Below are 26,444 nucleotides of genomic sequence, written 5' to 3'. Positions count from 1 at the left end.
TCCTCAGGCCGCGGGAAGGATGAAGCGGTGCACCGCCGCCGCCAGTCCGTCGTCGGCATTGCTGGCGGTGGTGACCGTGGCCTGGGCCCGCACCTGCGCGCTTGCCTGCCCCATGGCGATCGACAGGCCGGCCCGCTGGAACATGGGCACGTCGTTGTCACCATCGCCGATCACCGCGGTTTCCGCCAGCGATACGCCCAGGTGGCGCGCCAGCGCTTCCACCGCGTCGCCCTTGTTCGCGCGGGCATGGTTGACGTCCAGGTAGTAGACCTGCGAACGCGAGGCATGGGCGCCCGGCGCGATGCGCGGGTTGATTTCCTGTTCCAGCCGGATCAGGCCGTCCGCGTCCGCGCTGGCGGCGACGATCTTGCCGATGCGGTCCAGGTAGGGCTCGAAGCTGTCGACCAGGGTGCCGTCGAAGCCCAGCGTGTGCCGTTCGAGCGGCACGTAGGGACCGTCCGGATCGCGCAGCAGCCATTTGTCGTCGGCGAACACCCAGGTTTCCACGGGCTGGCCGTCGAACATGTCCAGCGCGATGCGGGCGTTTTCCACCGACAGCGGATGCGATTCGATGGTGCGCCCGCTGGTATCGACGATGGCGCCGCCATTGAAGGCGGCAGTCGGCACGTCCAGGTCCAGCAGGCGGATCAGCGGCAGCATGCCGCGCGGTGGCCGGCTGCTGACGAGCGTGAAGGCGATGCCCGCGCCGCGCAGCGCGCGCACCGCCGCGATGGTGGCGGCGCTGATCTGCTTGTCGGGCCGGACCAGCGTGCCGTCGACATCCGACACCAGCAGCCGGATGGCGCCCCGGTCTACTTCAGGCTGTGCCATGCGCGCCCGTCCCGCCGCAGCAGTTCGTCGGCGGCGTCGGGGCCGTCCGTCCCCGCCGGATACATGTGCACGTCCTTGCAGTCCTGCCAGGCATCGAGGAAAGGCTGCACCGCGCGCCAGCCGTTTTCGATATTGTCCGCGCGCTGGAACAGCGTCTGGTCGCCGATCATGCAGTCGTACAGCAGCGTTTCGTAGCCCGTCGACGGCTGCATCTTGAAGAAATCCGAATAGGCGAAACCCATCTGGATGTTGTCGATTTCCAGCGTGGTGCCGGGCTTCTTGGCCTGGAAGTCGAACCACATGCCTTCGTCGGGCTGGATCTGGATGATCAGGTAGTTGGGGCGCAGGCGGTGCACATGCGTGTCCCGGAACGGCGACATCGGCGCGGGCTTGAAGCAGATGGCGATCTGCGTGCTGCGCACGCCCAGCCGCTTGCCGGTCCGCAGGTAGAAGGGCACGCCGGCCCAGCGCCAGTTGTCCACCCACAGCTTGAGCGCGACGAAGGTTTCCGTGCAGCTGTCTGGCGCGACGCGGTTTTCCTCGCGATAGCCGGGCACGCGCTGGCCGCCGGTCTCGCCGGTGGAATACTGGCCGCGCACCGAATTGCGGCGCGCCTCTTCCGGCGACTGCGGGCGGATGGCGGCGACCACCTTGGCCTTTTCGCTGCGCACCTCGTCCGCGCCGAAGGCCGCGGGCGGCTCCATGGCGACCATGGCCAGCAGCTGGAACAGGTGATTGGGCACCATGTCGCGCAGCGCGCCGGTGCGTTCGTAGAAGTTGCCGCGCTGTTCCACGCCCACCGTTTCGGCGGCGGTGATCTGCACGTGGTCGACGTAGTGGTTGTTCCAGAACGCCTCGAACAGGCCGTTGGAAAAACGGCTGACCAGGATGTTCTGCACCGTTTCCTTGCCCAGGTAGTGGTCGATGCGATAGACCTGCTTTTCGTCCATCACGGCAAGGATGCCGGCGTTCAGTTCCTGCGCGGTCTTCAGGTCGGAGCCGAAGGGCTTTTCGACGATCACGCGGCGGAACTGGTCGTCGCCTTCTTCCAGCAATCCCGCATGGGCCAGGCGCGTGATGACTTCGCAGAAGAAGCGCGGCGCGGTGGCCAGGTAGAACACCGCGTTGCGCGTGCCGGAGGCCTCGATGCGCTGCTTGATCGCCTGGTAGGTGCCGTCATCCAGGAAGTCGCCTTCCAGGTAGGTGATGCGCTGCGCCAGGCGGTCCCACAGCTGGTCGTCCAGCGCCGGCTCGCCGCCTTCGCTCTTGCCGCGCTTGGCCGACATTTCCTGCATGAAGTCGGCCAGCTTGCCGCGGTATTCCTCGTCGCTGACCTTGTTGTGGTCGACGCCGACGATATGCAGCGCGTCGCCCACCAGGCCGTCGCGCGTCAGGTTGTACAGCGACGGCACCAGCAGCCGCTTGACCAGGTCGCCATGGGCGCCGAACAGAAAAAGGGTAGCCGGCGGCGCCATCTGCGACCGCGGGGCGCGGTTTGTCGATTGCGCGGCCGTCATTATTTTTTCTCCTCGACGTGGCCGCCGAAGCCGAAGCGCATCGCGGACAGCATCTTGTCGCCGAAGGTGGCGTCCTGGCGCGAGCGGAAGCGGGCGAACAGGGCGCTGGCCAGCACCGGCGCCGGCACGGCCTGCTCGACGGCGGCGTCGATGGTCCAGCGGCCTTCGCCGCTGTCGGCCACGTCGCCGGAGAAGCCCGCCAGCTTGGGATCCTTGGCCAGCGCGATGGCCGTCAGGTCCAGCAGCCAGGACGACACCACGCTGCCGCGCCGCCAGACCTCGGCGACGTCGGCGACTTCGATGTTCAGGCGCTGGTCTTCCGGCAACTGGTCGGAGCCCTTGGTCTTGAGGATATCGAAGCCTTCGGCATAGGCCTGCATGATGCCGTACTCGATGCCGTTGTGGACCATCTTGACGAAGTGTCCCGAACCGGCGGGACCGGCATGGATGTAGCCCTGCTCGGCGCGCGCGTCGCGGCCTTCGCGGCCCGGGGTGCGCGGGATGTCGCCCAGCCCCGGCGCCAGGCAGGAGAAGATCGGATCCAGGTGCTTCACGACCTTGTCCTGGCCGCCGATCATCATGCAATAGCCGCGTTCCAGGCCCCAGATGCCGCCCGAGGTGCCGACGTCCACGTACTCGATCTGGCGCGCCGCCAGCGCCTTGGCGCGGCGGATATCGTCCTTGTACATGGTATTGCCGCCGTCGATGATGATGTCGCCCGGCTCCATCAGGCCCGCCAGCGTATCGATCATGTGTTCGGTGACGGCGCCGGCCGGCAGCATGACCCAGACCGCGCGGGGCTTGGCCAGCTTGGCGATCAGGGCTTCCACGTTGTCGACGCCCGTCGCGCCTTCGGACTGCAGCTCCTTGACCTTGTCCAGGCTGCGGTTGTACACGATGACCTCGTGCTTGTTCCGCATCAGGCGGCGCGCGATGTTGGCGCCCATGCGCCCAAGTCCAATCAATCCGAGTTGCATAGCAAAATCTCCGCGTAAATAAACCGGCGCGGCTAGCCGCGCCCGGTCCGGAAAACCAGGGCCTGCTCGGCCCGGATCAGTTCGTCACCTGCTTGACGGCCTTGGCCAGGCGGGCCAGCCCGCTTTCGACGTCGCCGCCCTTGATGTGCACCCGCAGATAGCGCCGGCCGCGCTCGGCCAGCACCTGCAGATCGCCGGAAGCCTGCGCCGCCTGCACCGTGCCGAAGCTGATCTTGCGCCCCGGGATGGGCAGGTCGCGCGCCGGATCGGCGGTGATCTGCAGGAAAACCCCGCTGTTCGGGCCGCCCTTGTAGGCCTGCCCGGTGGAATGCAGGAAGCGCGGACCGAAGCCGCCCACCGTGGCGACCTTGCGGCGGTCGCGCACCGTCGCGCGCAGGCTGGCGATCTGCCGTTCGTGCGCGGCGTTGCGCGCCACATAGGCCAGCACCGCGGCGTAGTCCCCCTGGCCCAGACGGGCCAGGTGCGCCTTCAGCACGCCTTCGACGGTGCCGTCGGCGGCCAGCGACTTGTCGCCGTAGAAGGCCAGGTCGCCGTCTTCGGCGATGGGCGTTTCGGCGGGCAGCTGGCCGGTTTTCTCGTAGGCGTCCGTCAGGGCGCGCGTCTTGATCTTGCTGGCTTCGACGTCGGGCTGGTCGAAGGGGTCGATGCCGATGACGGCGCCGGCGATGGCGGTGGCCACTTCCCAGCGGAAGAATTCCTGGCCGATGGCGGCCGGGCGCGGCAGCGTGATGCGGATGACGGGCTGCCCGGCGGCGGCAAGGGCCTGCACCTTGGCGTCGAGCTGGGCGGTGTCGTCCTCGGCGCAGCGCACGTAGGCGAACACGCGGTCCTGGCCGTAGACGTCGGGCGTGCCGATGGGTTCGAGGTCCACCGGCACGATGCCCTTGCCATGCTTGCCGGTGGATTCGGCCAGCAGTTGTTCCAGCCACGAGCCGATGCTGGCGACCGCGGGCGACGCGAAGATGGTGACCTTGTCGCGGCCGGCGCGGGCGGCCTCGCCCAGGACGGCGCCCAGGCGCACGCCCGGGTTGACCGCGGGCGGCGACGACGGGCCGCAGGCGCGCACCATGGTCTGGGTGGTTTCCAGGAAGTGCGCGACGTTGTGGCCCATGACGCCCAGCGGCACCAGGCCGAACACCGACAGCACCGAATAGCGGCCGCCGATGGTGGGGTCGCCATGGAAGATGGCGCGATAGCCGGCCTGTTTGGCGGCCGCTTCCAGTTTCGAACCCGGATCGGTGATGGCGATGAAATGCTTGCCGGCATTTTCCTGGCCGACGGCGGCTACGGTGGCCGCGTGGAAATGCGCGTTGAGGATTTCCGGTTCCAGCGTGGAGCCCGACTTGCTCGACACGATGAACAGCGTGCGGGCGAAATCGATGCCGCGTTCCACCGCGCAGATTTCTTCCGGGTTGGTGGAGTCCAGCGCATGCAGCGCCAGGCCCTGGCCCGACTCGCCCAGCGTCTGCGCCAGCACTTCCGGTCCCAGGCTGGAGCCGCCCATGCCGAGCAGTACGGCGTGCGTGTAGCGTTCGGCCTGCAGATCGCGCGCCAGCGCGGCGACGGCGTCGGCATCGACCTGCTTGCCCTGGCCGGCGGCCAGCCAGCCCACCCAGCGGTCTTCCTGCTGGCCGGTCCACATGGATGCATCATGCTGCCACAGGCGGCGCACCCAGCCATCGGCGCGCGCGCGGTCCAGGCATTTGTCGACGGCCTCGGCCAGCGGCTTGGGCAGTTCGTACGCCACGCCGTTGACCTGTTCGCCCAGGTAGGTCATGCGCTTGGCCGCGACCGCGCCCAGCAGCGCGTCGAAGGCGTCGGAGAATTGCCTGGTGCCGTCTTCCACCAGTTCGCGCGTGACGCCGTCCAGGTCCAGGCCCAGCTTCTGCGCGTCTTCCAGCTGCCGGCGCGCCGTGTCGACGTCGCGCGTCAAGGTGGTTTCCACCGTGCCTTTCTCGCGGAATGCGTCCATGGTGGGCGCGGGCATGGTGTTGACGGTGTCCGGGCCGATCAGCTCGTCGACATACAGCGTGGCCGGATAGGCGGGGTTCTTGGTGCCGGTGGACGCCCACAGCAGGCGCTGCGGCTGCGCGCCTTTCTGCGCCAGCGCCTTCCAGCGGTCCTCGCCGATCAGTCCCAGGTAGTCCTGGTAGGCCAGCTTGGCGTTGGCGATGGCGATCTTGCCCTTGAGCGCATTCAGGCGGTCGCCGTCGGCGCCCGGCTTTTTCAGGGCTTCGTCGATGTTCTTGTCGATGCGGCTATCGATACGGCTGATGAAGAAGCTGGCCACGCTGGCCAGCCTGTCCACCGGCTTGCCGGCCTTGGCGCGGGCTTCCAGGCCGTCGATATAGGCCAGCGCCACCGCGCGGTAGGCGTCGCGCGAGAACAGCAGCGTGACGTTGACGTTGATGCCGTCCTCGATCAGCTGGCGGATGGCCGGCACGCCCTGCGGCGTGCCCGGCACCTTGATCATCAGGTTGGGACGGTCCACCGCCTTCCACAGGCGGCGGGCTTCGTTCAGGGTGCCTTCGGTGTCGTAGGCCAGGTAGGGCGAGACTTCCAGGCTGACGTAGCCGTCCTTGCCTTTCAGGCGGTCGTACACCGGCCGCAGCGCGTCGGCGGCATGCTGGATATCGCGCACCGCCAGTTGCTCGTAGACGTCGCCGGGCTCGGCATCGGCCTGGTACAGGATGGCGTGCAGCTGCTCGTCGTAGGATTCCCCGTGGCCCATCGCCTTTTCGAAGATGGACGGGTTGGAGGTGACGCCGGTCAGGCTGTCCTCGCGCACCAGCTTGTCCAGGCCGCCCTGCGCCAGGAATTCACGGCTCAGGAAATCCAGCCAGATGGCCTGTCCGGCTTCCGCCAGCCGGACCAGCGGGTTCTTGGTCGTTTGGTTCATTTCGTACTCCTTTTCTCTTGAACCTGCTCGCGCGCGGCGCGAATCACATTGTCCACCGTGAAGCCGAACTTCGCCTGCAGCTTGGCGATGGGCGCGGACGCGCCGAAGGTGCGCATGGCGATGGTCTCGCCCTTGGTGCCGACGTAACGGTCCCAGCCCATGTAGCCGGCCTGCTCGACCGCCACGCGCGCGGTCACGTCCGGCGGCAGCACGCTGTCGCGATACGCCTGGTCCTGCTCTTCGAACAGGTCCCAGCTGGGCATGGAGACGACGCGCGCGGCGATGCCGTCGGCGCGCAATCGATCGTAGGCCTGCAGGCATAGCGATACTTCGCTGCCGGTGGCCATCAGGATGACCTGGGGCTGCTGCGGCGCGCAGTCGGCCAGCACGTAGGCGCCGCGCCGCAGATCGGTCGCGGGCGCGTACTTGGTACGGTCCAGCGTGGGCAGGGGCTGGCGCGTCAGCACCAGCGCGGTGGGATGATTGGTCTGCTGCAGGGCCACCTTCCATGCTTCCACGGTTTCGTTGGCGTCGCAGGGCCGCAGGACGCGCATGCCGGGTATGCCGCGCAGTTGCGCCATCTGTTCGACCGGCTGGTGGGTGGGACCGTCTTCGCCCACGCCGATGGAATCGTGCGTGAAAACGAAGATCACCGGCAATTCCATCAGCGCGGCCAGCCGGATCGGCGGCTTCATGTAGTCGCTGAAAATCAGGAAGGTGGCGGTGTAGGGGCGCACGTGCGACAGCGCCATGCCGTTGGCGATGGCGCCCATGGCATGTTCGCGCACGCCGAAGTGCATGTTGCGGCCGCCGTAGTCGTCGCGCTCGAAGCTGCCCGCGCCGTCGAAGGTCAGCTTGGTCTTGGTGGAAGGCGCCAGGTCGGCGGCGCCGCCCATCAGCAGCGGGATGTGCTTGGCGAATGCATTCAAGGCCTTGCCGCCCGAGTCGCGGGTCGCCAGTCCCTTGGCGTCCGGGGGGAAGACGGGCGCCTCGCTGTCCCAGCCGTCGGGCAGCTGGCCCTGGCGCATGCGTTGCAGTTCTTCATGCATGGCCGCGTCCTGCGCCTTCAACTGCTCCATCGTCTTCGTCCACTGCGCGTAGGCGGGCTGGGCGCGCGCGGCCAGGGCGTCGTGCAGGCGGTCGCGCACTTCGTCGGGCACCAGGAATTGCGCGTCTTCCGGCCAGCCATAGGCTTTCTTGGTCAGGCGGACTTCTTCTTCACCCAGGGCTTCGCCGTGGGCCGCGGCGGTATTGTGCTTGTTCGGCGAGCCGAAGCCGATCACGCTGTCGACCACGATCAGCGTCGGCCGGTCGGTGGTGGCCTGGAACTGGCGCAGCGCGGCGGCCACCGCCATGCGGTCGTTGGCGTCGGTGACGTGCAACGTGTTCCAGCCATAGGCGGCGAAGCGCGCGGCGACGTTCTCGCTGAAGGCCAGTTCGGTATGGCCTTCGATGCTGATGGTGTTGTTGTCGTAGATCCAGCACAGGTTCGACAGGCCCAGGTGGCCGGCGATGGACGCGGCTTCGCCGGAGACGCCTTCCATCATGTCGCCGTCGCCGCAGATGACATAGACGTTGTAGTCGAAGACCTCGCGTCCCGGGGCGTTGAACCGCTGCGCCAGGTGGCGCTGGGCGATGGCCATGCCGACGCTGTTGGCGCAGCCCTGGCCCAGCGGGCCGGTGGTGGTTTCCACGCCGGTGGTCATGCGGTATTCGGGATGGCCGGGGGTCTTGGAGTCGAGCTGGCGGAACTGCTTGATGTCATCCAGGCTGACGGCCGGCTTGCCGCTGGGCGTGCCGTCGGCGTCGATTTCGATCACGCCGCCCAGGTGCAGCAGGCCGTACAGCAGCATGGACGCATGGCCCGCCGACAGCACGAAGCGGTCGCGGTTGGGCCAGTCGGGATGGGCCGGGTCGTAGCGCAGGAAATCGTGCCACAGGGTGTAGGCGACCGGCGCCAGCGCCATGGGCGTTCCGGGGTGGCCGGAATTGGCTTTCTGAACCGCGTCCATGGCCAGGGTGCGCAGCGTATCGATGCACAGCAGGTCCAGCTTTTCGTCATTGCGCGCGGGATCGGGGGACGGTGGAGTATTCATGAGACCTCTCTCTGGCGGAAACGCGGACAAACCGGCTTCAGGAGCAATCGTCATGCCCATTTGGCCGCCGGTGGACCAAGGGCGTCTGGCATCGCGAACGGCCGGGCGCCAGGCCGTCGCGGGCAGGTATTCAGGGGCCGTTCATGCGCGGCGCGCCTCGCGCCACAGGGCGGCGCCGCCTTCCAGGCCGGCGTCGTTGGAGCCGATCCGGATGTGGTCGTCGCCGGCGAAATCCAGCCGTGCGGCATTGCCGCCGCCGATGTAGATGCGATCCGGCATGAACAGCATGTCGACCAGTTCGATCGCCCGCCGCACGCGTCGGTTCCATTGTTTCTTTCCCAGGGTTTTACGCTTGGCTTCGCCCAGGTATTCGTCGTAGGTCTTGTCTTTATGGATGGGATGGTGGGCCAGTTCCATGTGCGGCATGAGTTCGCCGTCGCGGAAAAGTGCGGTGCCGACGCCGGTGCCCAGCGTCATCACGAATTCCAGGCCGCGGCCGCTGACCAGGCCCAGGCCCTGCATGTCGGCGTCGTTCAGCAGGCGGGCGGGCTTGTTGCCGAAGGCGCGCGAGATCGCCTGGCGCAGCGGGAAGCCGGCCCACAAGCTGGTGTCCAGGTTGGGGGCGGTCAGCACCTTGCCTTCGCGCACCACGCCGGGGAAACCGATGGAGATGCGGTCGAATTCGGGTAGGCCGGCGACCATGCGCTTGACGTTTTCGAGCAGGATCTTGGGCGGGCAGGGATGCGGGGTGGGCACGCGGACGCGCTCGGCCAGCATCTGGCCTTTCTCGTTGATGACGGCAGCCTTAAGGCCGGTTCCGCCGATGTCGATGGCCAGTATGCCGGGCTTCATGCGTCATGTACTCCTTGGGCGACGAGCCGCGCGGAAAATCCACGCCGCTCTGCCGTAAGGTACACCAAGAGTTTGACGGATGGTATTGGCCAGGGGCGCCCGGCTAGGGGCGCCCGGCCAGGGGCGCCCGGCCAGGGGCGCCGGCCACCGGTCCCCGGCCGGGGGGCGGCCGGGATGCCCAGGCGAGGGCGGCCGGGCGCGCCCCAGGCTCCGGCGCCGCGCCGCGGCGGCGGCCCCGTGCCAGAGGCGTTGAAGCGCCTTATTTCAAAATGGCGACGCCGTCCGCCGCGCGCACGCCGCGGCCTTCTTCCTGGACGAAGAGCGGATTGATCTCCGCCTCGACCAGGCGATCGCCCAACTGTCCGGCCATGGCCGCGAAGTTCAGCACCGCGTCCTCCAGCGCCTTGACGTCGGCCTTGGGGCGGCCGCGATAGCCGTCCAGCAGCGGCCAGGACTTGAGCGAACGCAGCATCTCGCCCACGGTGGCGCGGTCCACGGGCAGCAGGCGCAACGCGGTGTCCTGGAACAATTCGGCCGTGACGCCGCCCAGTCCCACCAGCAGGGTCGGGCCCAACTGCGGGTCGCGATGCACGCCGACGATCATTTCCACGCCGGACGCCATTTCCTGCAGCAGATAGCCTTCCGGCTCGATGCCGGTGCGCTCGCGCACGCGCGCCGCCATGGCCTGGATCGCCTCGCCCACCGCCTCCGGCGCGACGCCGACCGCGACCCCGCCGGCTTCGGTCTTGTGGGTGATGCGGCTGGACAGGACCTTGAGCACGACGGGGCGATCGAAGGCTCGCGCTTCGCGCTGCCCTTGCGCCGCGTCCGCCACCGCGCGCTCGCCGACCGAAGGAATGCCGTAGCGCGCGAACAGCGCGCGGGCCTGGGCTTCGTTCAGCGAACCGGAAGGCAGGTCCGCCGCGTCGACAGCCGAGGTCCCCGCGCTGGATCCGCTTGCCCCGGCATGCGCGCCCGCCGCACCGGCCGCACCCGCACCGGCCGCCTTGGCCCCGCCCGCGTCGCCCGCGACCGATCCGGCGTTCTCGCGCGCCGTGCGCGCCAGCATCGCCGACAGCACCGCCGCGAAGCTTTCCGGCGCCGTGAAGGCGGGCGCGCCCGCGCGGTTGACGTTGGACAGCACCGCCGGCGCATGGGGACTGACGTAGGCCAGCACCGGCTTGTCGCTCTGGTCCAGCGACGCCGCGATGGCGCCCGCTGCCAGCGTCGGCTGCGCCAGCGCGGACGAACCCACGATCGTGATGACCGCGTCGTAATCGGCGCTGTCGAGCAGCGTGGCGATGGTACTGCGCAGCAGCTCGGGCTGCAGCCCGGCGAGCGTGACGTCGATGGGATTGCGGTCCAGCACGATCTGGTCGTTCTTTTGCAGATCGCGCAGCCGCGCGGCCGTTTCCGGCCCGGGCGGCGGGGTTTCGAAGCCCGCCACGCCCAGGCTGTCGGCCACCAGCGTGCCCGCGCCGCCAGTCGACGTCAGGATGGCGATGCGCTTGCCGCGCAGCGGCCGGCGCGTGGCCAGCGCGGCCGGGATGTCGAGCAGATCGGCGAAGGTCTGGGCGCGGACCGCGCCGACCTGGCTGAACAGGGCGTCGTAGACGCGGTCTTCGCCGGCCAGCGCGCCCGTATGCGACGCCGCCGAGCGCGCGCCGGATTCCGAACGGCCGACCTTGTAGACGACCACCGGCTTGCCGGCCCGGGCCGCCTTCAACGCCGCCTGGCGGAATTTTTCCGGATTGCGCAGGCCTTCCATGTACAAGGCGATGACCTGCGTGGCCGGATCGTCGGCCAGGTGGTCGATGAAGTCTGCGGCTTCCAGGTCGACTTCGTTGCCGGTGGAAACGAGTTTGGAGAAACCCAGCCCGGCCGCCGCCGCGCGCGACAGCAGCGAACCCAGGATGCCGCCGCTCTGCGACACCACCGCGATGCCGCCGCCCTGCAGCGATTCCATCTCCAGGGCGCCGCTGGCGCACAGCATGATGCGATCCGTCAGGTTGACCAGGCCGATGGTGTTCGGCCCCAGCAGCCGCATGCCGCCGGCGGCTTCCTTGAGCGCCTGCTGGCGGCGCGCGCCGCTTTCGCCGGTTTCGCCGAAGCCGCTGGCCAGCACGATGGCGGCCGGCGTGCCGCGCCGTGACAAGGCGCCCACGGCCTCGATCGCGCGGTCCGGCGCCACCAGCACCAGGCCGACGTCCGGCACGCCGGGCAGGCTGTCGATGTCGGGATAGCAGGTCAATCCGGCCACCTGGTCGGCGCGCGGATTGACGGGATAGATGGCGCCCCCGTAGCCGTGCTTCTGCAGATAGGCGACGGGACGGCCGGCGGTCTTGCTGGCATCCGCGGACGCGCCGATGACGGCGATGCTGCGCGGGTGGAGCAGGGTATGGATGGCGTTCATGGGGTCAGCCCTCTTTTCAGCTCTTCTTCGCGGATTTGTCCAGGAAGGCCTGCACCGAAGCCTGGTGTTGTTCGGTGGTGTAGCAGATTGCCTGCGCCTGGCTGCCCATCTGGAAGACCTGGTCGGCGGTCAGCTCGAAGGTCTGGTTCAGGATGGTCTTGCTCAGGGCCAGCGCGGCGCTCGATCCGGCGCTCAGCGTGCGGGCCCAGTCGCAGGCCTGTTGCAACAGCTCGCCGGCGGGCGCCACGCGGTCGGCCATGCCCAGGGCGTGGGCTTCTTCCGCCGTGACGGTGCGCCCGCTGTAGATCAATTCCTTGGCGTGCTGCAGGCCGACGCGGCGCGGCAGGAAGTACATGCCGCCGCCGTCCGGGATCAGGCCGCGCAGGATGTAGGTCATGGCGAAAGTCGCGTTATCGGCGGCCATCACGAAATCGCAGCACAGGGCCAGGTCGCAGCCCAGTCCCGTCGCGGCGCCGTTCACCGCGGCGATGGTGGGCTTGGTCAGGTCGTGCAGGGCGGCGATCGCATGGTGCGTGCGCTGCTGGCGGCTCCAGCCGTTGAAGGCGACCTGGCCGGCCGGCGCCGCCATGCGTTCGCGCATGCCGCGGATGTCGCCGCCCGCGCAGAAGGCCTTGCCGGCGCCGGTCAGCACCAGCGCGCGGATGGCGTTGTCGCGCGTCACCTGGTCCAGCATGGCGATGAAGTCCTGGCGCATTTCGTCGTCGATCGCATTGCGCACTTCGGGACGGTTCAGCGTGATGACGGCGACGCCGTCGTCGACCTGCATTTGTAGGGTGGGATTCGACATGATCTCTTCTCTGCGAGCCGCGGCTCGCGTTGGGTTGCATGGATGATTCGGTGCCGGGGCGCGGCCGCGTTCGCCGGCGCGGATTACTGTTCGGAGATACCCGCGTCCTTGATGATCTTGTCCCAGCGCTGCGCCTCGCCGCGCACGAAGGTGTCCAGCTGGGCGGGCTCGCCGACATTGATCACCAGGCCTTCCTCTTCCACGTTGCGGCGGAAGCCGGGCGCCTGCACGGCCACTTTCAACGCGGCATTCAGGCGCCCGATCACGTCCGCCGGCGTGCCGGCGGGCGCATAGATGCCGTACCAGCTTTCGACGACGTAGCCGGGCACGCCGGCCTCGGCCACGGTGGGCCAGTCGGGGTGCGACGGCGAGCGCTGCGCCGACGTGACCGCCAGGGCGCGCAGCTGGCCGTTCTTCACCAGTTGCGCCACGCTGGACACGGTGGAAAACATCATGTCGATCTGGCCGCCCATCAGGTCGGTCAGCGCCGGCCCGGACCCGCGGTAGGGCACGTGCACGATATCGACCTTGGCCAGGCTCTTGAACATTTCCCCGGCCAGGTGCGCGGACGTGCCGTTGCCGTAGGAACCGAAGGTCAGTTTGCCGGGGTGCGCGCGCGCATAGGCCAGCAGCTCCTGCACCGTTTTGAACGGCGCCTTGGGCGACACCACCAGCACGTTGGGCGAGCGGCCGATCAGGGCCACCGGCGCGAAGGCATCGAAGGTGGAGTAGGGCAGCTTCTTGTGCAGCGCCGGGTTGACGGCATGGGCGAAGGTCGCCAGCAGCAGCGTGTAGCCGTCAGGCTGCGCCTTGGCCACCGCTTCCGTGCCGATGATGGTGCTGCCGCCGCCGCGGTTTTCCACGACCACCGTCTGGCCGAGGTTCTGCGTCATGCCCTCGGCGAGCTGGCGGCCGACCAGGTCGGTGCCGCCGCCCGGCGGGAAGGGCACGATCAGGCGGATGGGGCGTTCGGGATAGGCGGCCTGGGCCGCGGTCGTCGCCAGCCCGGCAAGCGCCAGGCAGCTGGCGGCGAGCGCGATGGCGGCGCGCCGTGTCAGGGTCGGGGGGAAGGTCATCAGCGTCTCCGGAAGCACGCCCCGCCGGGTGGGCAGCATGGATGCGGCTGTTCAGGCGAGGGCCTGGAGACGGCTGCGCAAGGCGGGTGCGATCGTCTTTTGCGATGCGGCCAGTTTAGGTGACAATGTCGCGCCCGGCGCGCCGGTATTTTCACCTGATGGAAATGGGTCGCCGCCGGCCCTGGATGATCCATGCCACCCTCTCGCCGCCCCACGCCCGCCGCCCAGCCGCCCGCACCGACGGCCGCGCGGTCCGCCACCCAGCCCGCCAGGCCCGGCGCGGCAGGGGCGACCCGATCGCCGGCCGCGGCGGCGCCCGCCCGATTCGCGCCCGGCGCATCGCCCGCGAACCGGTCGCTGGAGCGCGGCATCGCCCTGCTACGCGCCTTCCGGCCCGGCCTGGAAGTGCTGGGCAACGGCGAACTGGCCGAACGCACCGGCCTGTCGCGCGCGACCGTCAGCCGCCTGTCGCAGACCCTGGTGCGCACCGGGTTCCTGGAATACGAGCCGACGCTGCGCGCGTATCGCCTGGGCGCGCCGGTGCTGAGCCTGGCGCACGCCATGCGCAGCGGCTCGCCGATCATGAAGGTGGCCGCCCCGTGCATGCGCGAACTGGCGCAGGCACGCCGCATCAACGTCGGCATCGCGGTCGCCGACGGCGACGATATGGTCTACCTGGAATCGGTGCGCTACAGCCGCAAAGTGTCGCTGCGCAGCGTGGTGGCGGGCCAGCGCGTGCCGATCGAGCTGACGTCGCTGGGCCGTGCCTACCTGGCCGCGCTGCCGGAAGCCACGCGGCGGGGCTGGATCGCCGCCATGATGCACAGGCGTCCCGGGCATGGCCAGATGCTGGCCGACGATATCGAGTCCGCCTGCGCCAGCGTGCGCGACGCGGGCTACTGCGTGGCGGCCTGGCAGCCCGCCGTGGTGGCGCTGTCCACGCCGCTGGTGTTGCCCAACGGGGCCGTGTATGCCCTGAACGTCAGCGTGACGACGGCCGAGCCGCCGTCCGCCGTGGCGGCGTCCCTGGCCGACGATCTGCTCGGCCTGAAGCGCCGCATCCTCGCGGCGCTGGAAGACACCGCCGCGCGCTGAACCGGCTCAGGCTTGCGCCGGCACCACCTGGGCGCTCAGCGTCTGCCCCAGGAAGCGGGCGCTCAGTTCGGTCTTGCCGGCGGGGATATCGAAGGGCTTGGCCACCGCGCCCGTCGTGACCACGTCGCCCGTCCGCAGGGTCAGGCCGTGGTAACAGGCATGGTCGAACAGGTGGCGCAGCATCTGCGTCGGGTCGATCGCGTCGTCACCGCTCAGGGCCGTGCCCCGCGTCTGGCCGTCGGCCTGCACGGTCGCCGTGGCGACGCCGCGCTGGATGGCGGCGGCATCGATGCGCGGCCCCAGTATGGAGGCCTCGAAGCCCACGCTGTCGCCCACGAAACTGGGCCAGCCCACCGCCCGCCGGTTGATGAAGCGCGACAGGACCAGTTCGAAGGCGATATGGGTCGACGACACGGCCTGCATGGGATCGGACGGCGCCGCGCCCGGCGCGATATCGCGCCCCAGGACGAAGGCGATTTCGAACTCCACGGTGATCGGCGCCTGGCACAGCACCTGCACGGTCGCGCCGTTGTCGTAGCGATGGCCCGCCAGCACGCGGCCCACCAGGGGCCGTTCGGTGCCGGCGGCCTGCATGGCGGCGACGCTGCCCACGCCAAGTTTCCAGCCGGCTTCGCGATCGCCCGTCTCGGCGGTGTAGGCCTTGATGAACGCGTCCTGCAAGGCATAGCCCTCGGCCAGGGTGCGCGGACGGATGTCGGCGGGGATTTCGCTTATCTGGCGTCCCTCCCGCCACGTCCGAGCCAGCAATGCGGCTGCCGGGGCCGGATCAAAAACGTCGGTCACTTTGAGCTCCTCTACGGTGTTGGCCGCCGTCGTGCATGGTTGCCGGCTGCGCGGGCCGGCCTGACGGTCGGCCTCCATCTTAATACCGTCCCGATTTCCCGAGCGTCGCATCCTGACCACGCCCAGGCGTCAACTTCACGCTGGAGTTCACGTTGGACAAGGGAAAGCGCACTGAGATCGAATATCATTAGCGTTTTCGAAAAGAAGGCCCGCCGCCGCGCCCGCCATACGGGGTGCGCGGACAGGCAAGGCCCCTATCCAATGAGCCACATCCTGCCTGCCCACCCCGCTGCCGCGCGTCGCGCCGATCCCGTACACGCCGCCGGGCATCGCCGCGGCGTTTTCCTGAAATGGCTGCGCAAGGCGCACAGCTGGATCGGCCTGTGGGGCGCGGTGCTGGGCCTGTTGTTCGGGCTGACGGGGTTCTTCCAGAATCACCGCGCGGTCATGAAGATCAGCACCGGCGCGCCGCAGGTCACCAATGTGCAGCTGGCCCTGCCCGTGCCCGCCCCGGCGTCGCCGCAGGAGATGGCCGCCTGGCTGCAGGCCGAACTGAAGCTGCCCAAGGCCGCCGAACGCATCCAGCGCGATCCCGCCAAGGCCGTGGCCTGGGGCGACAAGGCCGTGACCCAGCCGGAACACTGGCAGATCGCTTTCCGTTCGCCCAAGACCATCGTCCAGGCGGAATACTGGGCGGGCGCCGGCCAGGTCAGCGTCCGCCGCATGGAGCCGGGCCTGCTCGCCACCCTGGAGAACCTGCATCGCGCCAACGGCGTGACCGCGGCCTGGGTGCTGATCGCCGACACCATCGCCGGCGGGATGGTGCTGCTGTCCATTACCGGGGTGCTGCTCTGGACCGGCTTGAATCGCCGCCGCACCGTGGGCGCCGCCATCCTGGGCGTGTCCATCGTCGCGACGCTCTGCGTCGCCGCCGCGACGGTCTAGGCCGCTCCGGTCGGCGCCGGGCTATTCCACGTCTATCCGGGCCGGTCCGCGCAGGCCGATCCGGCCCGATCAGTTCGCGGCCGCGCGGCGCCGCAGGCGCCACAGCGACGTCACTTCGCGCACGCGGGCCGCATGCAGCGGATCGTCCGGGTCGGCTGCCTTGCCATGCACGGGCCGCGTATCCAGCCGGCCGGCCACCGCCAGGCCTGCCGCCTCTATCCACGCCAGCAGTTCTTCGCGCGTCCGCAGCCGCAGGTGTTCCGCCAGGTCGGAAAGAATCAGCCAGCCTTCGCCGTCATCCGCCAGATGCCCCGCCAGCCCCTGCAGGAAACCGCGCAGCATGCGCGATTCCGGGTCGTAGACCGCGTATTCGACCGGCGCGCTGGCGCGGGCCGGCACCCACGGCGGGTTGCACACCACCAATTGCGCTTGGCCGGGCGGGAACAGATCCGCCCGCTCCAGCCGCACGCGATCCCGCAGGCCCAGGCGGTCCAGGTTTTCCCCGGCGCAAGCCAGCGCGCGCGGATCCATGTCCGTCGCCACCACCTGCCGCACGCCCCGGCGCGCCAGCAGCGCGGCGATCACGCCGGTGCCCGTGCCGATGTCGAACGCCAGGTCCACACCCGCCGGGCGCGGCAGGGGCGCCTGCGCGATCAGGTCCAGGTACTCGCCCCGCACCGGCGAGTACACGCCGTAATGCGGATAGACGCGCGCACCCAGCGCGGCGATTTCCACGCCTTTTTCACGCCACTGCCACGCGCCGACCAGCCCCAGCAGTTCGCGCAGGGACGCGACATAGGGCCGCTCGGCTTCACCGTGGACGGCGCGGCAGGCGCGCGCCACGTCGGGCGCGCGCCGCAAGGGAATCACGTGCCCCGGCTCGAAGGGAATCAGCAGCATCCCCAGCACGCGGGCCCGCTGAGCGCGCGCCTGGCGGTGCAGATGGAAGGCTTCCGGGAAATCCGCCGGCCGTTTTTTCGATGCCGGGCGCCGGTCGACGCGCCGCGTCAGGGCCTGCAGCAGCTGCCGCGCGTTCTGGAAGTCGCCGCGCCACAGCAGCGCGGTGCCTTCGCAGGCCAGGCGATAGGCCGTATCCGCGTTCATGGTGTCGTCCGCGACCACCACCCGCCGAGGCGGCGGCGCGCCGCTTTCGGAACGCCAGTCCGCGTGACGGTCGGCGCCGTCCTCGGTCCAGGACAACTGGAGCGGTTCAGGTAGAGCAGGGGAGTGCATCGTGGGCGCGGTTGGCGGCAGGTCCTTGTACGGGCCTGGATGATGGGCTGGCCGCGCGGCGTTGTTGTTCCGGCGGAATAACTTGATATTTTACGTGCCGGGAAGCGAACTTTCCGCCGAGCTTCCGTTCCAATCGGCGGCGCGTGTGTCAAAATTCAGGGCGCTATCCACCGATACTGCGAGATCCCTTTTGAATCGTTTGTCTTTTGCCTGCGGCGCCATGCTGGCCGCCTGCCTCGCGTTCGTCGCTCCCGCCCAGGCCCAAGGCCAGGCCGCCCGCCCCTCCCACAATGATCCGATCTTCGTCCTGAATTCCCTGGACGCGAACGTCAGCGTGATCGATCCGGTCACCTACAAGGAAATCCGTCGCCTGCCCACCGGCAAGGAGCCGCATCACCTGTATTTTTCGCCGGATCAGAAATCGCTGATCGTCGCCAACTCGGTGGGCGATACGTTGACGCTGATGGATCCGCGCACGGGCCAGATCCAGCGCACCATCACGGGTATCGTCGACCCCTACCAGCTGCGCTTCTCGCCCGACATGAAATGGTTCGTCACGGCGGCCAACCGCCTGAACCACGTCGACATCTATCAATACGTGCCGCGCGCCGATGGTTTCGATCTCAAGCTGATGAAACGCGTGCCGGCCGGCAAGACCCCCAGCCACATCGGCATCGACAGCAAGAGCACCACCGCCTACGTCTCGCTGCAGGATAGCGACGAAGTCGTGGCCATCAACCTGGCGACCCAGGAAAAGCGCTGGACGCTGCCCGTGGGCAAGACGCCGGCGGACGTCTACATCGTCCCGGGCGACAAGGTCATGCTGGTCGCCCTGACCGGCGACAGCTACGTCGAAGCCTACGACCTGACCAGCCCGGGCATGCCCAAGCTGATCACGCGCATCAAGACCAATGCGGGCGCCCATGCCTTCCGCATCCAGGGCGACGGCCAGCACATCTTCGTCAGCAACCGCGCGGCCAATACCATCAGCCGCATCGACTTCAAGAACCTGAAGGCGGTGGCGGAATATCCGGCGCCCGGCGGTCCGGACTGCATGGACCTGATGGCCGACGGCAAGACCCTGCTGGTCACCTCGCGCTGGGCGCGCAAGCTGACCTTCATCGATATCGACAAGAAAGAAGTCGTGCGGCAGATCAACGTAGGCCGGTCGCCGCACGGGGTATGGACACTGGATCATGTCGCGATGCACTAGACGCGCATCGGCCGCCCTGTGCGGCCTGCTTGCCACGGCCATGGCCGGCGGCGCCGCCGCCGCGCCGGCGCCGTTGTGCGCCAAGCCCGTCTATCTGACCTTCGACACAGGCCACATGGGCGTGGCGCCCCTGATCGCCGACGTGCTCAAGCGCCACGACGTCAAGGCCAGTTTCTTCCTGGCCAACGAACGCACGCAGACCAACGGCACGTCGCTGGACGACCACTGGGCGCCCTGGTGGCGCGCCCGCGTGGCCGATGGCGACGTGTTCGGTTCGCATACCTACGATCACGTCCATTGGCTGAAGGACCTGCCCGGCGACCGCTTCGAAATGCGGCCCGACTTCGGTCCCAATGCCGGCAAGAAGGAAGTCCTGACCGCGCAGCAGTATTGCGACGAGCTGCAGCGTTCCGCCGCGCGGTTCAAGGAAATGACGGGCCACGCCATGCTGCCGCTGTTCCGCGCGCCGGGCGGGCGCACGTCGCCCGCGCTGCTCAAGGCGGCGCAGCAGTGCGGCTACCGCCACGTCGGCTGGGCGTCGGCCGGTTTCCTGGGCGATGAACTGCCCAGCGACAAATACCCCAACAAACAGCTGCTGTCCCGCGCGCTCGCCAATATCAAGCCGGGCGATATCCTGATGGCCCACCTGGGCATCTGGTCGCGCCAGGATCCCTGGGCGCCGGCCGTGCTGGAACCCCTGATCACGGGGCTGCGGGAAAAGGGTTATTGCTTCGCCACGCTGGACCAGCATCCCGCTTACCGCGCCTGGGTCGCGGCGCATCGTCAATAGGTTTACCGGTTTTTTCGCGATGGATACGTTCAATCATCTCATCGGCATGGCCCAGGAAGGGCTGTTCGAGTCCGTCATCCAGCCCGTGCTGTACAAGCTGGGGCTGTCCGGCGTCATCGAAGACGCCTACGACGCCACGCTGTGGCTGATCGCCGGCCTGCTGCAGATCGCGGTGCTGATCTGCGTGATCGGGCCGCTGCAGCGCTGGCGGCCGGTGGAAGCGGTCACCGACCGCCGCGCCGTGCGCCTGGACATCCTGTACACGATCATCCATCGCCTGGGCGTGTTCCGCGTCGCGCTGTTCTTCGCCATCGACCCCTTCTGGGACGACATCTTCGGCACCCTGCACGTGTGGGGCCTGGCGACCTTGCAGCTGGACCAGTTGTGGCCCGGCGTGACGGACAATCCCCTGGTCAGCCTGGCGATCTACCTGCTCATCTTCGATCTGGTCGAATACCTGTATCACCGCGCCCAGCACACCTTCGAGTGGATGTGGGCGCTGCACGCCGTGCATCACAGCCAGCGTCAGATGACCATGTGGAGCGACAACCGCAACCACCTGCTGGACGACGTCCTGCACGACATCGTGATCGTGGTGGTGTCGCAGCTGATCGGCGTGCCGCCCGCGCAGTTCGTCGCCATCGTCGCGATCCTGCAACTGGTCGAAAGCTTTTCCCACGCCAACCTGCGCCTGCATTTCGGCCGCTGGGGCGAGCGCCTGCTGGTCAGCCCGCGCTTCCATCGCGAGCATCACGGCATCGCCTACGAAACCACGCCCACCGGCAAGGTGGTGGGCAGCAATTACGGCGTGATCTTCCCGATATGGGACGTCCTGTTCCGCACCGGCCGCTTCGACGGCAAGTTCGGCCCCACGGGCATCGCCGACCAGCTGCCGGACGCTGGCGGCCACGATTACGGCGAAACCTTCCTGGCCCAGCAGTGGCTGGGCTTCAAGCGCCTGTTCACGCTGCGCCGCCGCCGCTCGCGCGAGGCATGACGATCTCGAACACGGTGCCTTCGGCGCGTGTGGACCGCACGCTCACCGTGCCGCCGTGCGCGTCGATGAACTTCTTCACGATATAAAGCCCCAGGCCCAGGCCGTTCTTGTTCGCGCGGCTTTCCATGCTGGCATGGAAGGGGTTGAACAGATTGGGCAGCAGATCGGCGGGGACGACGCCCTGGTTGGCGACCTGCACGACGATGCGGTCCGGCGCGACGCCGTCGATGCGCACCAGCACCGGATGCGCGGGATCGCCATGCTGCAAGGCGTTGCCCAGCAGATTCGACACCACCTGCGAAAAGCGGTCCACGTCGATATCGCCATGGCAGTCGCCCTGGACGTGCAGCTGCACGCGTTCGCGCTGCGCGGGATCCGCGATTTCGTCGACGATGGCGCGGCACACGCCGGCGTAATCGCTGCGCACCGGCTGCAGCACCAGGCCGTTCGAGCGGATGCGCGCGACGTCCAGCAACTGGTCCACCATGCGGGCCATGCGGCCGGCGCTGAAGCGGATGCGCTGGGCGTTGGTCTGCACCTTGGGGTCGCTGGAGCCGCGCAGCAGCAGCTCCGATCCGTGCAGCACCGCCGACAGCGGGTTGCGCAGATCGTGCCCCAGCACCGCGGTGAACATCTCGTTCAGCGTCAGGGCCTGGCGCAGTTCTTCCAGCTGGCGCGCCAGCAGCTTCTTCTGGTTGTGCAGCTCGACGAAGACATTGACCTTGCTGATCAGCACGTCGGCGTCCAGGGGCTTGTAGAGGAAATCCACGGCGCCGGCCTCGTAGCCGCGGAAATGCGCTTCGCGCTCCTTGGTGCCGGCGGTCAGGAAGATCAGCGGCACGCTGCGGGTGCGCTCGCTGCCGCGTATCAGTTCCGCCAGCTCGAAGCCGTTCATCTGCGGCATCTGCACGTCGATCAGCGCCAGGGCCACTTCGTGCGCCAGCAGCAGCTCCAGCGCTTCCACGCCGGAGCGCGCCTGCAGGATGTGGATGCCTGGCCTGGCCAGCAGGGCTTCCACCGCCACGAGGTTCTGGGCGATGTCGTCGACCACCAGGATGTTGACGCTTTCAGTCACGGTCGATTTCCGTTATTTCTAGGGTCTTTGCCTAAGGCCGCCAGCGCGAGCGCCAGCGTGGCCTTGTCCATGATGCGGTCCGCGCCGGCCTGCGCGATGGCGCTGGCCGGCATGGCGGGAGAGTCCGCGTTATCGGGATCCTGCACCCAGGCTTGTCCGCCCAGCGCGCGCACGCGCTGCAAGCCGGCCGCGCCGTCCTGGCTGGCGCCCGTCAACACGATGCCCAGCAGGCGATCGCGGTAGGCGATGGCCGCGGATTCCATCAGCAGGTCGATCGATGGCCGCGAGAAGTTCACCGCTTCGTCCTGCGACAACGCGAAGGAACGGTCCGGCTCCACCAGCATGTGGTAGTCGGGCGCCGCGATATAGACCATGCCGGGCGCGATGAATTCCTTGTCTTCCACTTCCTTGACCGGCAGGACGCAGCGCGCGGCGAACAGCTCCGCCAGCAGGCTGTGCCGGTCCGGCGGCAGATGCAGGACGATGGCGATGGCCGCCGGAAAGTCGGCCGGCAGGGCGTCCAGCACGGTGCCGATGGCATCGACGCCACCGGCCGATGCGCCGATGGCGACCAGCTCGATCGCGGCGGAGGAGAGCGGGGCGGCGGTCGTCATAGGCGTTGGTAGATGCGCTGGCGCGGCGCGACTTCCGTGAAGCGGCCGGCCTGCGAGGAAAAGCGCAGGCTTTCGCGCGTTCCCAGGCCGAGGAACCCGCGCCGTATCAGCGATTCATGGAACAGTTGCGCCGCGCGATCCTGCAGTTCCCGGTTGAAGTAGATCAGCACGTTGCGGCAGGAGACGAAATGCACTTCCGAAAATACGCTGTCGGTCGCCAGGCTGTGGTCGGCGAACACGATCTGCTCGCGCAGCCGGCGGTCGAAACGGGCGTCGTGCAGGTTGGCGGTGTAGTAATCCGAAAGCGAGCGCGTGCCGCCGCTTTCCCGGTAGTTGCGGCTGAACTGGGCGATGCGGTCCACCGGGTAGATCCCGCTTTCGGCCTGGTGCAGCGCGTCGGTATTGATGTCGGTGGCGTAGATCAGCGTGCGCGACAGCAGTTGTTCTTCGTCCAGCAGGATGGCCAGCGACCAGACTTCCTCGCCGCTGCTGCAGCCGGCCACCCAGAGCTTCACCGACGGATAGGTCTTGAGCACCGGCACCACGTGTTCACGCACGGCCTGGAAATATTCCGGGTCGCGGAACATCTCGCTGACCTGCACCGTGAAGTACTGCAGCATGCGCGCGAAAATCTCGGGCTGGTGCAGGACCATGTCCTGCAACTGGCTGACCGTGTCGCAGCCGAAGTGCGTCATCGCCTGCCTGACGCGCCGGCGCATCGACGCCACGGCGTAGCCGCGGAAGTCGTGCTGGTAGCGCAGGTAGACGGCTTCCAGCAGCAGCTTCAGCTCCAGGTCGAACAGCGCGTCCATCGCGGCGGGGCCGCTTACTTGGGCATCCAGACTCGGCATAGCGAAATCAGCTTGTCCACGTCGATCGGCTTGGAGATATAGTCGTTGGCGCCCGCCTCCAGGCAATTGCGGCGGTCATCCGTCATGGCCTTGGCGGTCAGGGCGATGATGGGCAGGTCGCGCAATTCCGGCCGCTTGCGGATCTCCCGCGTCGCGGTCAGGCCGTCCATTTCCGGCATCATCAGGTCCATCAGCACGATGTCCACGTGCGCGTCCTTGGCCAGCGCGTCCAGCGCTTCGCGGCCGTTGCGGGCCACCAGCAGCTTCGCGCCCAGCGGTTCCAGCACGCTGGACAGGGCGAAGATATTCCGCACGTCGTCTTCCACCAGCAGGACGCGGCGGCCTTCGAACACCATGTCGCGCTGGCGTGCCTGCATCAGGAGCTTCTGCTGGTCCGGCGGCAGGGTCGCTTCCACCCGGTGCAGGAACAGCGTCACCTCGTCCACCAGCCGTTCCGGCGATTTGGCGCCCTTGATGATGATGGAACGCGAATAGCGGCGCAGGCGCTGTTCTTCGTCGCGGGTCAGCGCGCGGCCGGTATAGACGATCACCGGCGGGAAGGCGTACTTGCGGCCGGTGCCCATCTGTTCCAGCAGCTCGTAGCCCGAAGCGTCGGGCAGCATCAGGTCCATGACCATGCAGTCGAAGGTGCGCGTGGCCAGGTGTTCCAGGGCTTCGGCCACCGTGCCCGCCGTGGTGATCTCGATATCGTCGGCCTGCAGCAGCAGCGAAATGCTGGCGCGCAGGTCGGGGTCGTCTTCCACCACCAGCAGGCGGCTGGCGCGCCGCTGCAGCTTTTCCTCCACACGCTTGAAGGCTTCCACCAGTTCCTCGCGGGCCACCGGTTTCAGCGCATAGCCGACCGCGCCCAGTTCCAGCGCCGTCTGTATGTGGTCGGCCACCGACACGACGTGGATGGGAATGTGGCGGGTGGCCGGATCCTGCTTCAGTTGGTCCAGCACGCTCAGGCCCGATTGGTCGGGCAGGCCCACGTCCAGCAGGATGCCGCTGGGACGCAGTTCGCGCGCCAGGCGCATCGCTTCGGCGCCGTGCGAAACCAGCACGCAATCGAAGCCCAGTTCGTGCGCCAGTTCGTACAGGATGTCGGCGAAGCGCTCGTCGTCCTCGATCACCATGACCATGCGTTCGTGGCGGCGTTCCTCGATATCGCCGCGCGCCGGCCGGAAGATGCCGATGTTGGGCGCGGGGCCCAGCGTGCGCTCGCCGGCGCCGGCAAGGCCCGTTCCTGAGCCCGACGGCGCGCGCGGGGCGGCGTCGCCGGCCTCGGCACGCTGGCTGCGATCGAAGCGCGCGAAGGCGGCGCGCATGCCCGCGCCCGCGCTGTCGGCGGGCGATGCCGCGGTCCTGGTGGGCGCCGTGGCGGGCAGGGGGGCATCGCCGCCCGCTTCCGCGCCGCTCTCCCGGCTTGCCGCATCGGCGGCCGTGGCCGCCTGCGCTTCGGTGGCGGCCAGATGGGCGGCCAGGTCGGAGGTGATCTCGGCGGTGAACGTGCTGCCCTTGCCGGCCTCGCTTTCCACGCGCAGCTCGCCGCCCAGCAGGCGCGTCAGTTCACGCGAGATCGACAGCCCCAGCCCGGTGCCGCCGTACTTGCGGCTGGTGGTGCCGTCGGCCTGGCGGAAGGCCTCGAAAATGACTTCCTGCTGGTGCGGCGGGATGCCGATGCCCGTATCGCTGACGGCAAACGCCACGCGTCCGTCGGCCACGCCCCGTACCGTCAGCACCACTTCGCCCTGTTCGGTGAATTTGAAGGCATTCGCCAGCAGGTTCTTCAGCACCTGCTGCAGCTTGGCGGCGTCGGTCACGTAGGTGGCCGGCGCGCTGTCGTGGATGTCGATGCGGAAATCCAGCTGCTTGCCGGCGGCGATGGGCTCGAACATCTGTCGCAGCGGTTCCAGCACGCCGGCGGCCGACACGGTCTCGGGCGCCATATCCACATGGCCGGCCTCGATCTTGGACAGGTCCAGGATGTCGTTGATCAGGGTCAGCAGATCCGCGTTCGACGCATGGATGGTGCGGGCGTAGCGCTGTATTTCCCCGGGCGCCATGTTCGCCGATTTGGGATCGGCCAGCATCTGCGACAGGATCAGCGAACTGTTCAAGGGCGTGCGCAATTCATGCGACATGTTCGCCAGGAATTCCGACTTGTAGCGGCTGGCGCGGGACAGCTCGCGCGCATTGGTTTCCAGCGTGGCGCGGGCCCGCTGCAGCTCGCGCTTCTGCTGCTCCAACCGCTGCGTGTGTTCTTCGAGCCGCGCATTGCTCTGCATCAGGTCGCTTTGCTGCTGTTCCAGGCGGGTCTGCGATTCGCGCAGGGCGCGGCCCTGTTCTTCCAGTTCTTCGTTGGAGACGCGCAGCTCTTCCTGCTGCGTCTGCAGTTCTTCGCTCTGGCGCTGCGTTTCTTCCAGCAGCTCCTTCAGGTGTTCGCGGTAAAGGGCCGAGCGCAGGGCGACGCCGATGACTTCGCCGCCGGTGCGCAGCAGTTCCAGCTCGCGCTCGAAATCGCCGCCGTCCTGCAGGAATCCCAGTTCCACCACCCCCTGCGCGCGTCCGTCGGCGGTGATGGGGGCAACCACCAGGACGCGCGGCGCGGCTTCGCCGACGCCGGACGTGACCCGCGTGTAGCCCGGAGGCAGGTCGCGCACGACCAGCGGGGCGCCATGGTTGGCGACTTCCAGCGCCATGCCGCGGCCCGGCGTGGCGTCGGGCGCGTCGGCCCGGTCGCGCGCGTAGCCCCCGACCCACGACAATGCGCCGCGGTGGAGCCGGTACATCGCGCCTACCTGTGCATTGGTGACCTTGGCCAGCGCCCGCAGGGCGTTCTGCCCGATTTCCTGCACGCTCAGTTCGCCCAGCAGGTCCTGCGCCAAGGCGTTCTCGGACTGCTGCAGCCACATCAGCCGCTGCGCGTTCAGCCTTGCGGTGATGACCTGCATGCACAGCAGCGCGGTGGTGAACATCGTCACCAGGCCGAAACTGCGGTTGATCAGGTTCTGCGTCGGGACATTGCCGCCCAGGGGCAGGAAGGTGCCGGCGATGATGAACACCAGCTCCAGCAGCGCGACCATCAACGGGACGTAGCGATTGCGCTGGAAGACGCTGAGCACCACCGGAAGCATGTAGAACACCCATATCGCCACGCCCAGCGGCGTCACGATGTCGATGGCCAGTATCAGCACGCTAAGGATCGCTATGCCCAGATGGACGGGCATATCGTCGTTTTTGTGGGACAGTTGCATGACGTTCCGGTTGAAAGCTTCGCCTTATCGCAGCGACGGTGGAAATAGTACCGCACGTTACTTCATGTATCGCAGCGGGC

20 protein-coding genes are annotated in these 26,444 nt (G+C 68.3%); 5 read left to right on the top strand and 15 right to left on the bottom strand.

Going from position 1 to position 26,444, the window contains the following annotated elements; genetic code table 11:
* Positions 1-3 precede the first annotated feature (3 nt).
* From CAL26_RS21765 to CAL26_RS21725, 9 genes are all read right to left on the bottom strand, one after another.
* Positions 4-831, bottom strand: coding sequence for an HAD family hydrolase (locus CAL26_RS21765; protein WP_094850013.1), 828 nt, complete (start codon positions 829-831; stop codon positions 4-6).
* Positions 813-2,348 (bottom strand): glucose-6-phosphate dehydrogenase, encoded by a 1,536-nt coding sequence (zwf, locus tag CAL26_RS21760; RefSeq protein WP_094848796.1) that lies wholly within the window; start codon positions 2,346-2,348, stop codon positions 813-815. Before zwf ends, CAL26_RS21765 begins: the two co-directional genes overlap by 19 nt.
* Entirely contained in the window at positions 2,348-3,325 is a 978-nt protein-coding gene (gene gnd / locus CAL26_RS21755) for a phosphogluconate dehydrogenase (NAD(+)-dependent, decarboxylating) (protein ID WP_094848795.1), read from the bottom strand. Before gnd ends, zwf begins: the two co-directional genes overlap by 1 nt.
* Before the next feature lie 76 nt (positions 3,326-3,401).
* Entirely contained in the window at positions 3,402-6,245 is a 2,844-nt protein-coding gene (locus CAL26_RS21750; RefSeq protein ID WP_094848794.1) for a bifunctional transaldolase/phosoglucose isomerase, read from the bottom strand.
* A complete protein-coding gene (gene tkt / locus CAL26_RS21745; RefSeq protein WP_094848793.1) occupies positions 6,242-8,341 on the bottom strand; it encodes a transketolase in 2,100 nt (699 codons plus the stop codon). Before tkt ends, CAL26_RS21750 begins: the two co-directional genes overlap by 4 nt.
* Positions 8,342-8,482: 141 nt before the next feature.
* The gene (locus CAL26_RS21740) at positions 8,483-9,193 is read right to left on the bottom strand and encodes an ROK family protein (protein WP_094848792.1); all 711 of its coding nucleotides are present in this window, start codon (positions 9,191-9,193) and stop codon (positions 8,483-8,485) included.
* Positions 9,194-9,452: 259 nt separating this feature from the next.
* Positions 9,453-11,606, bottom strand: a complete 2,154-nt coding sequence (locus tag CAL26_RS21735) for an acetate--CoA ligase family protein (protein ID WP_094848791.1) — start codon at positions 11,604-11,606, stop codon at positions 9,453-9,455.
* A 16-nt stretch (positions 11,607-11,622) separates the two neighbouring features.
* Positions 11,623-12,414 carry an enoyl-CoA hydratase/isomerase family protein gene (locus CAL26_RS21730; RefSeq protein WP_218831570.1) on the bottom strand — a complete coding sequence of 264 codons (792 nt, stop codon included), beginning with the start codon at positions 12,412-12,414 and terminating at the stop codon, positions 11,623-11,625.
* A gap of 83 nt (positions 12,415-12,497) precedes the next feature.
* On the bottom strand, positions 12,498-13,490 hold the full coding sequence (locus CAL26_RS21725; protein ID WP_094848789.1) for a tripartite tricarboxylate transporter substrate binding protein: 993 nt from the start codon (positions 13,488-13,490) through the stop codon (positions 12,498-12,500).
* Positions 13,491-13,682: 192 nt separating this feature from the next.
* Here CAL26_RS21725 and CAL26_RS21720 point away from each other — a divergent pair, with 192 nt between their 5' ends.
* Complete coding sequence (locus CAL26_RS21720; protein WP_094848788.1) at positions 13,683-14,585, top strand: IclR family transcriptional regulator; 903 nt, start codon at positions 13,683-13,685, stop codon at positions 14,583-14,585.
* 6 nt (positions 14,586-14,591) lie between these two features.
* Here the strand turns inward: CAL26_RS21720 and CAL26_RS21715 are convergent, their stop codons facing one another.
* Positions 14,592-15,389, bottom strand: a complete 798-nt coding sequence (locus CAL26_RS21715; protein ID WP_094850012.1) for a 2-keto-4-pentenoate hydratase — start codon at positions 15,387-15,389, stop codon at positions 14,592-14,594.
* Positions 15,390-15,650: 261 nt separating this feature from the next.
* Here CAL26_RS21715 and CAL26_RS21710 point away from each other — a divergent pair, with 261 nt between their 5' ends.
* Entirely contained in the window at positions 15,651-16,334 is a 684-nt protein-coding gene (locus tag CAL26_RS21710; protein WP_094848787.1) for a PepSY-associated TM helix domain-containing protein, read from the top strand.
* 69 nt (positions 16,335-16,403) lie between these two features.
* Here CAL26_RS21710 and CAL26_RS21705 read toward each other — a convergent pair whose 3' ends face one another.
* Positions 16,404-17,567: a methyltransferase gene (locus tag CAL26_RS21705; RefSeq protein ID WP_094848786.1), complete on the bottom strand. Its 1,164-nt coding sequence runs from the start codon at positions 17,565-17,567 to the stop codon at positions 16,404-16,406.
* A gap of 190 nt (positions 17,568-17,757) precedes the next feature.
* Here CAL26_RS21705 and CAL26_RS21700 point away from each other — a divergent pair, with 190 nt between their 5' ends.
* The 3 genes from CAL26_RS21700 to CAL26_RS21690 are packed head-to-tail and all read left to right on the top strand — an operon-like array spanning position 17,758 to position 20,567.
* Entirely contained in the window at positions 17,758-18,780 is a 1,023-nt protein-coding gene (locus CAL26_RS21700; RefSeq protein ID WP_373454499.1) for a YncE family protein, read from the top strand.
* Positions 18,764-19,570 (top strand): polysaccharide deacetylase family protein, encoded by an 807-nt coding sequence (locus CAL26_RS21695; RefSeq protein ID WP_256988556.1) that lies wholly within the window; start codon positions 18,764-18,766, stop codon positions 19,568-19,570. Before CAL26_RS21700 ends, CAL26_RS21695 begins: the two co-directional genes overlap by 17 nt.
* Before the next feature lie 19 nt (positions 19,571-19,589).
* The gene (locus tag CAL26_RS21690; protein ID WP_094848783.1) at positions 19,590-20,567 is read left to right on the top strand and encodes a sterol desaturase family protein; all 978 of its coding nucleotides are present in this window, start codon (positions 19,590-19,592) and stop codon (positions 20,565-20,567) included.
* Here the strand turns inward: CAL26_RS21690 and CAL26_RS21685 are convergent.
* Genes CAL26_RS21685 through CAL26_RS21670 form a run of 4 tightly spaced genes read right to left on the bottom strand, consistent with a single transcriptional unit; the run spans position 20,533 to position 26,364 of the window.
* On the bottom strand, positions 20,533-21,642 hold the full coding sequence (locus CAL26_RS21685; RefSeq protein ID WP_094848782.1) for a hybrid sensor histidine kinase/response regulator: 1,110 nt from the start codon (positions 21,640-21,642) through the stop codon (positions 20,533-20,535). The genes CAL26_RS21690 and CAL26_RS21685 overlap by 35 nt on opposite strands.
* The gene (locus CAL26_RS21680) at positions 21,639-22,256 is read right to left on the bottom strand and encodes a chemotaxis protein CheB (protein WP_094848781.1); all 618 of its coding nucleotides are present in this window, start codon (positions 22,254-22,256) and stop codon (positions 21,639-21,641) included. Before CAL26_RS21680 ends, CAL26_RS21685 begins: the two co-directional genes overlap by 4 nt.
* Positions 22,253-23,107 (bottom strand): CheR family methyltransferase, encoded by an 855-nt coding sequence (locus CAL26_RS21675; protein WP_256988555.1) that lies wholly within the window; start codon positions 23,105-23,107, stop codon positions 22,253-22,255. The genes CAL26_RS21680 and CAL26_RS21675 overlap by 4 nt, the downstream gene beginning before the upstream one ends.
* The gene (locus CAL26_RS21670) at positions 23,083-26,364 is read right to left on the bottom strand and encodes a response regulator (RefSeq protein WP_094848779.1); all 3,282 of its coding nucleotides are present in this window, start codon (positions 26,362-26,364) and stop codon (positions 23,083-23,085) included. The genes CAL26_RS21675 and CAL26_RS21670 overlap by 25 nt, the downstream gene beginning before the upstream one ends.
* Positions 26,365-26,444: the final 80 nt, after the last annotated feature.

Source organism: Bordetella genomosp. 9, from assembly GCF_002261425.1.
Classification (GTDB): domain Bacteria; phylum Pseudomonadota; class Gammaproteobacteria; order Burkholderiales; family Burkholderiaceae_B; genus Bordetella_C.
Note: the sequence above shows the minus strand (reverse complement) of the source record. Positions and strands in the feature narration are given on the sequence as shown.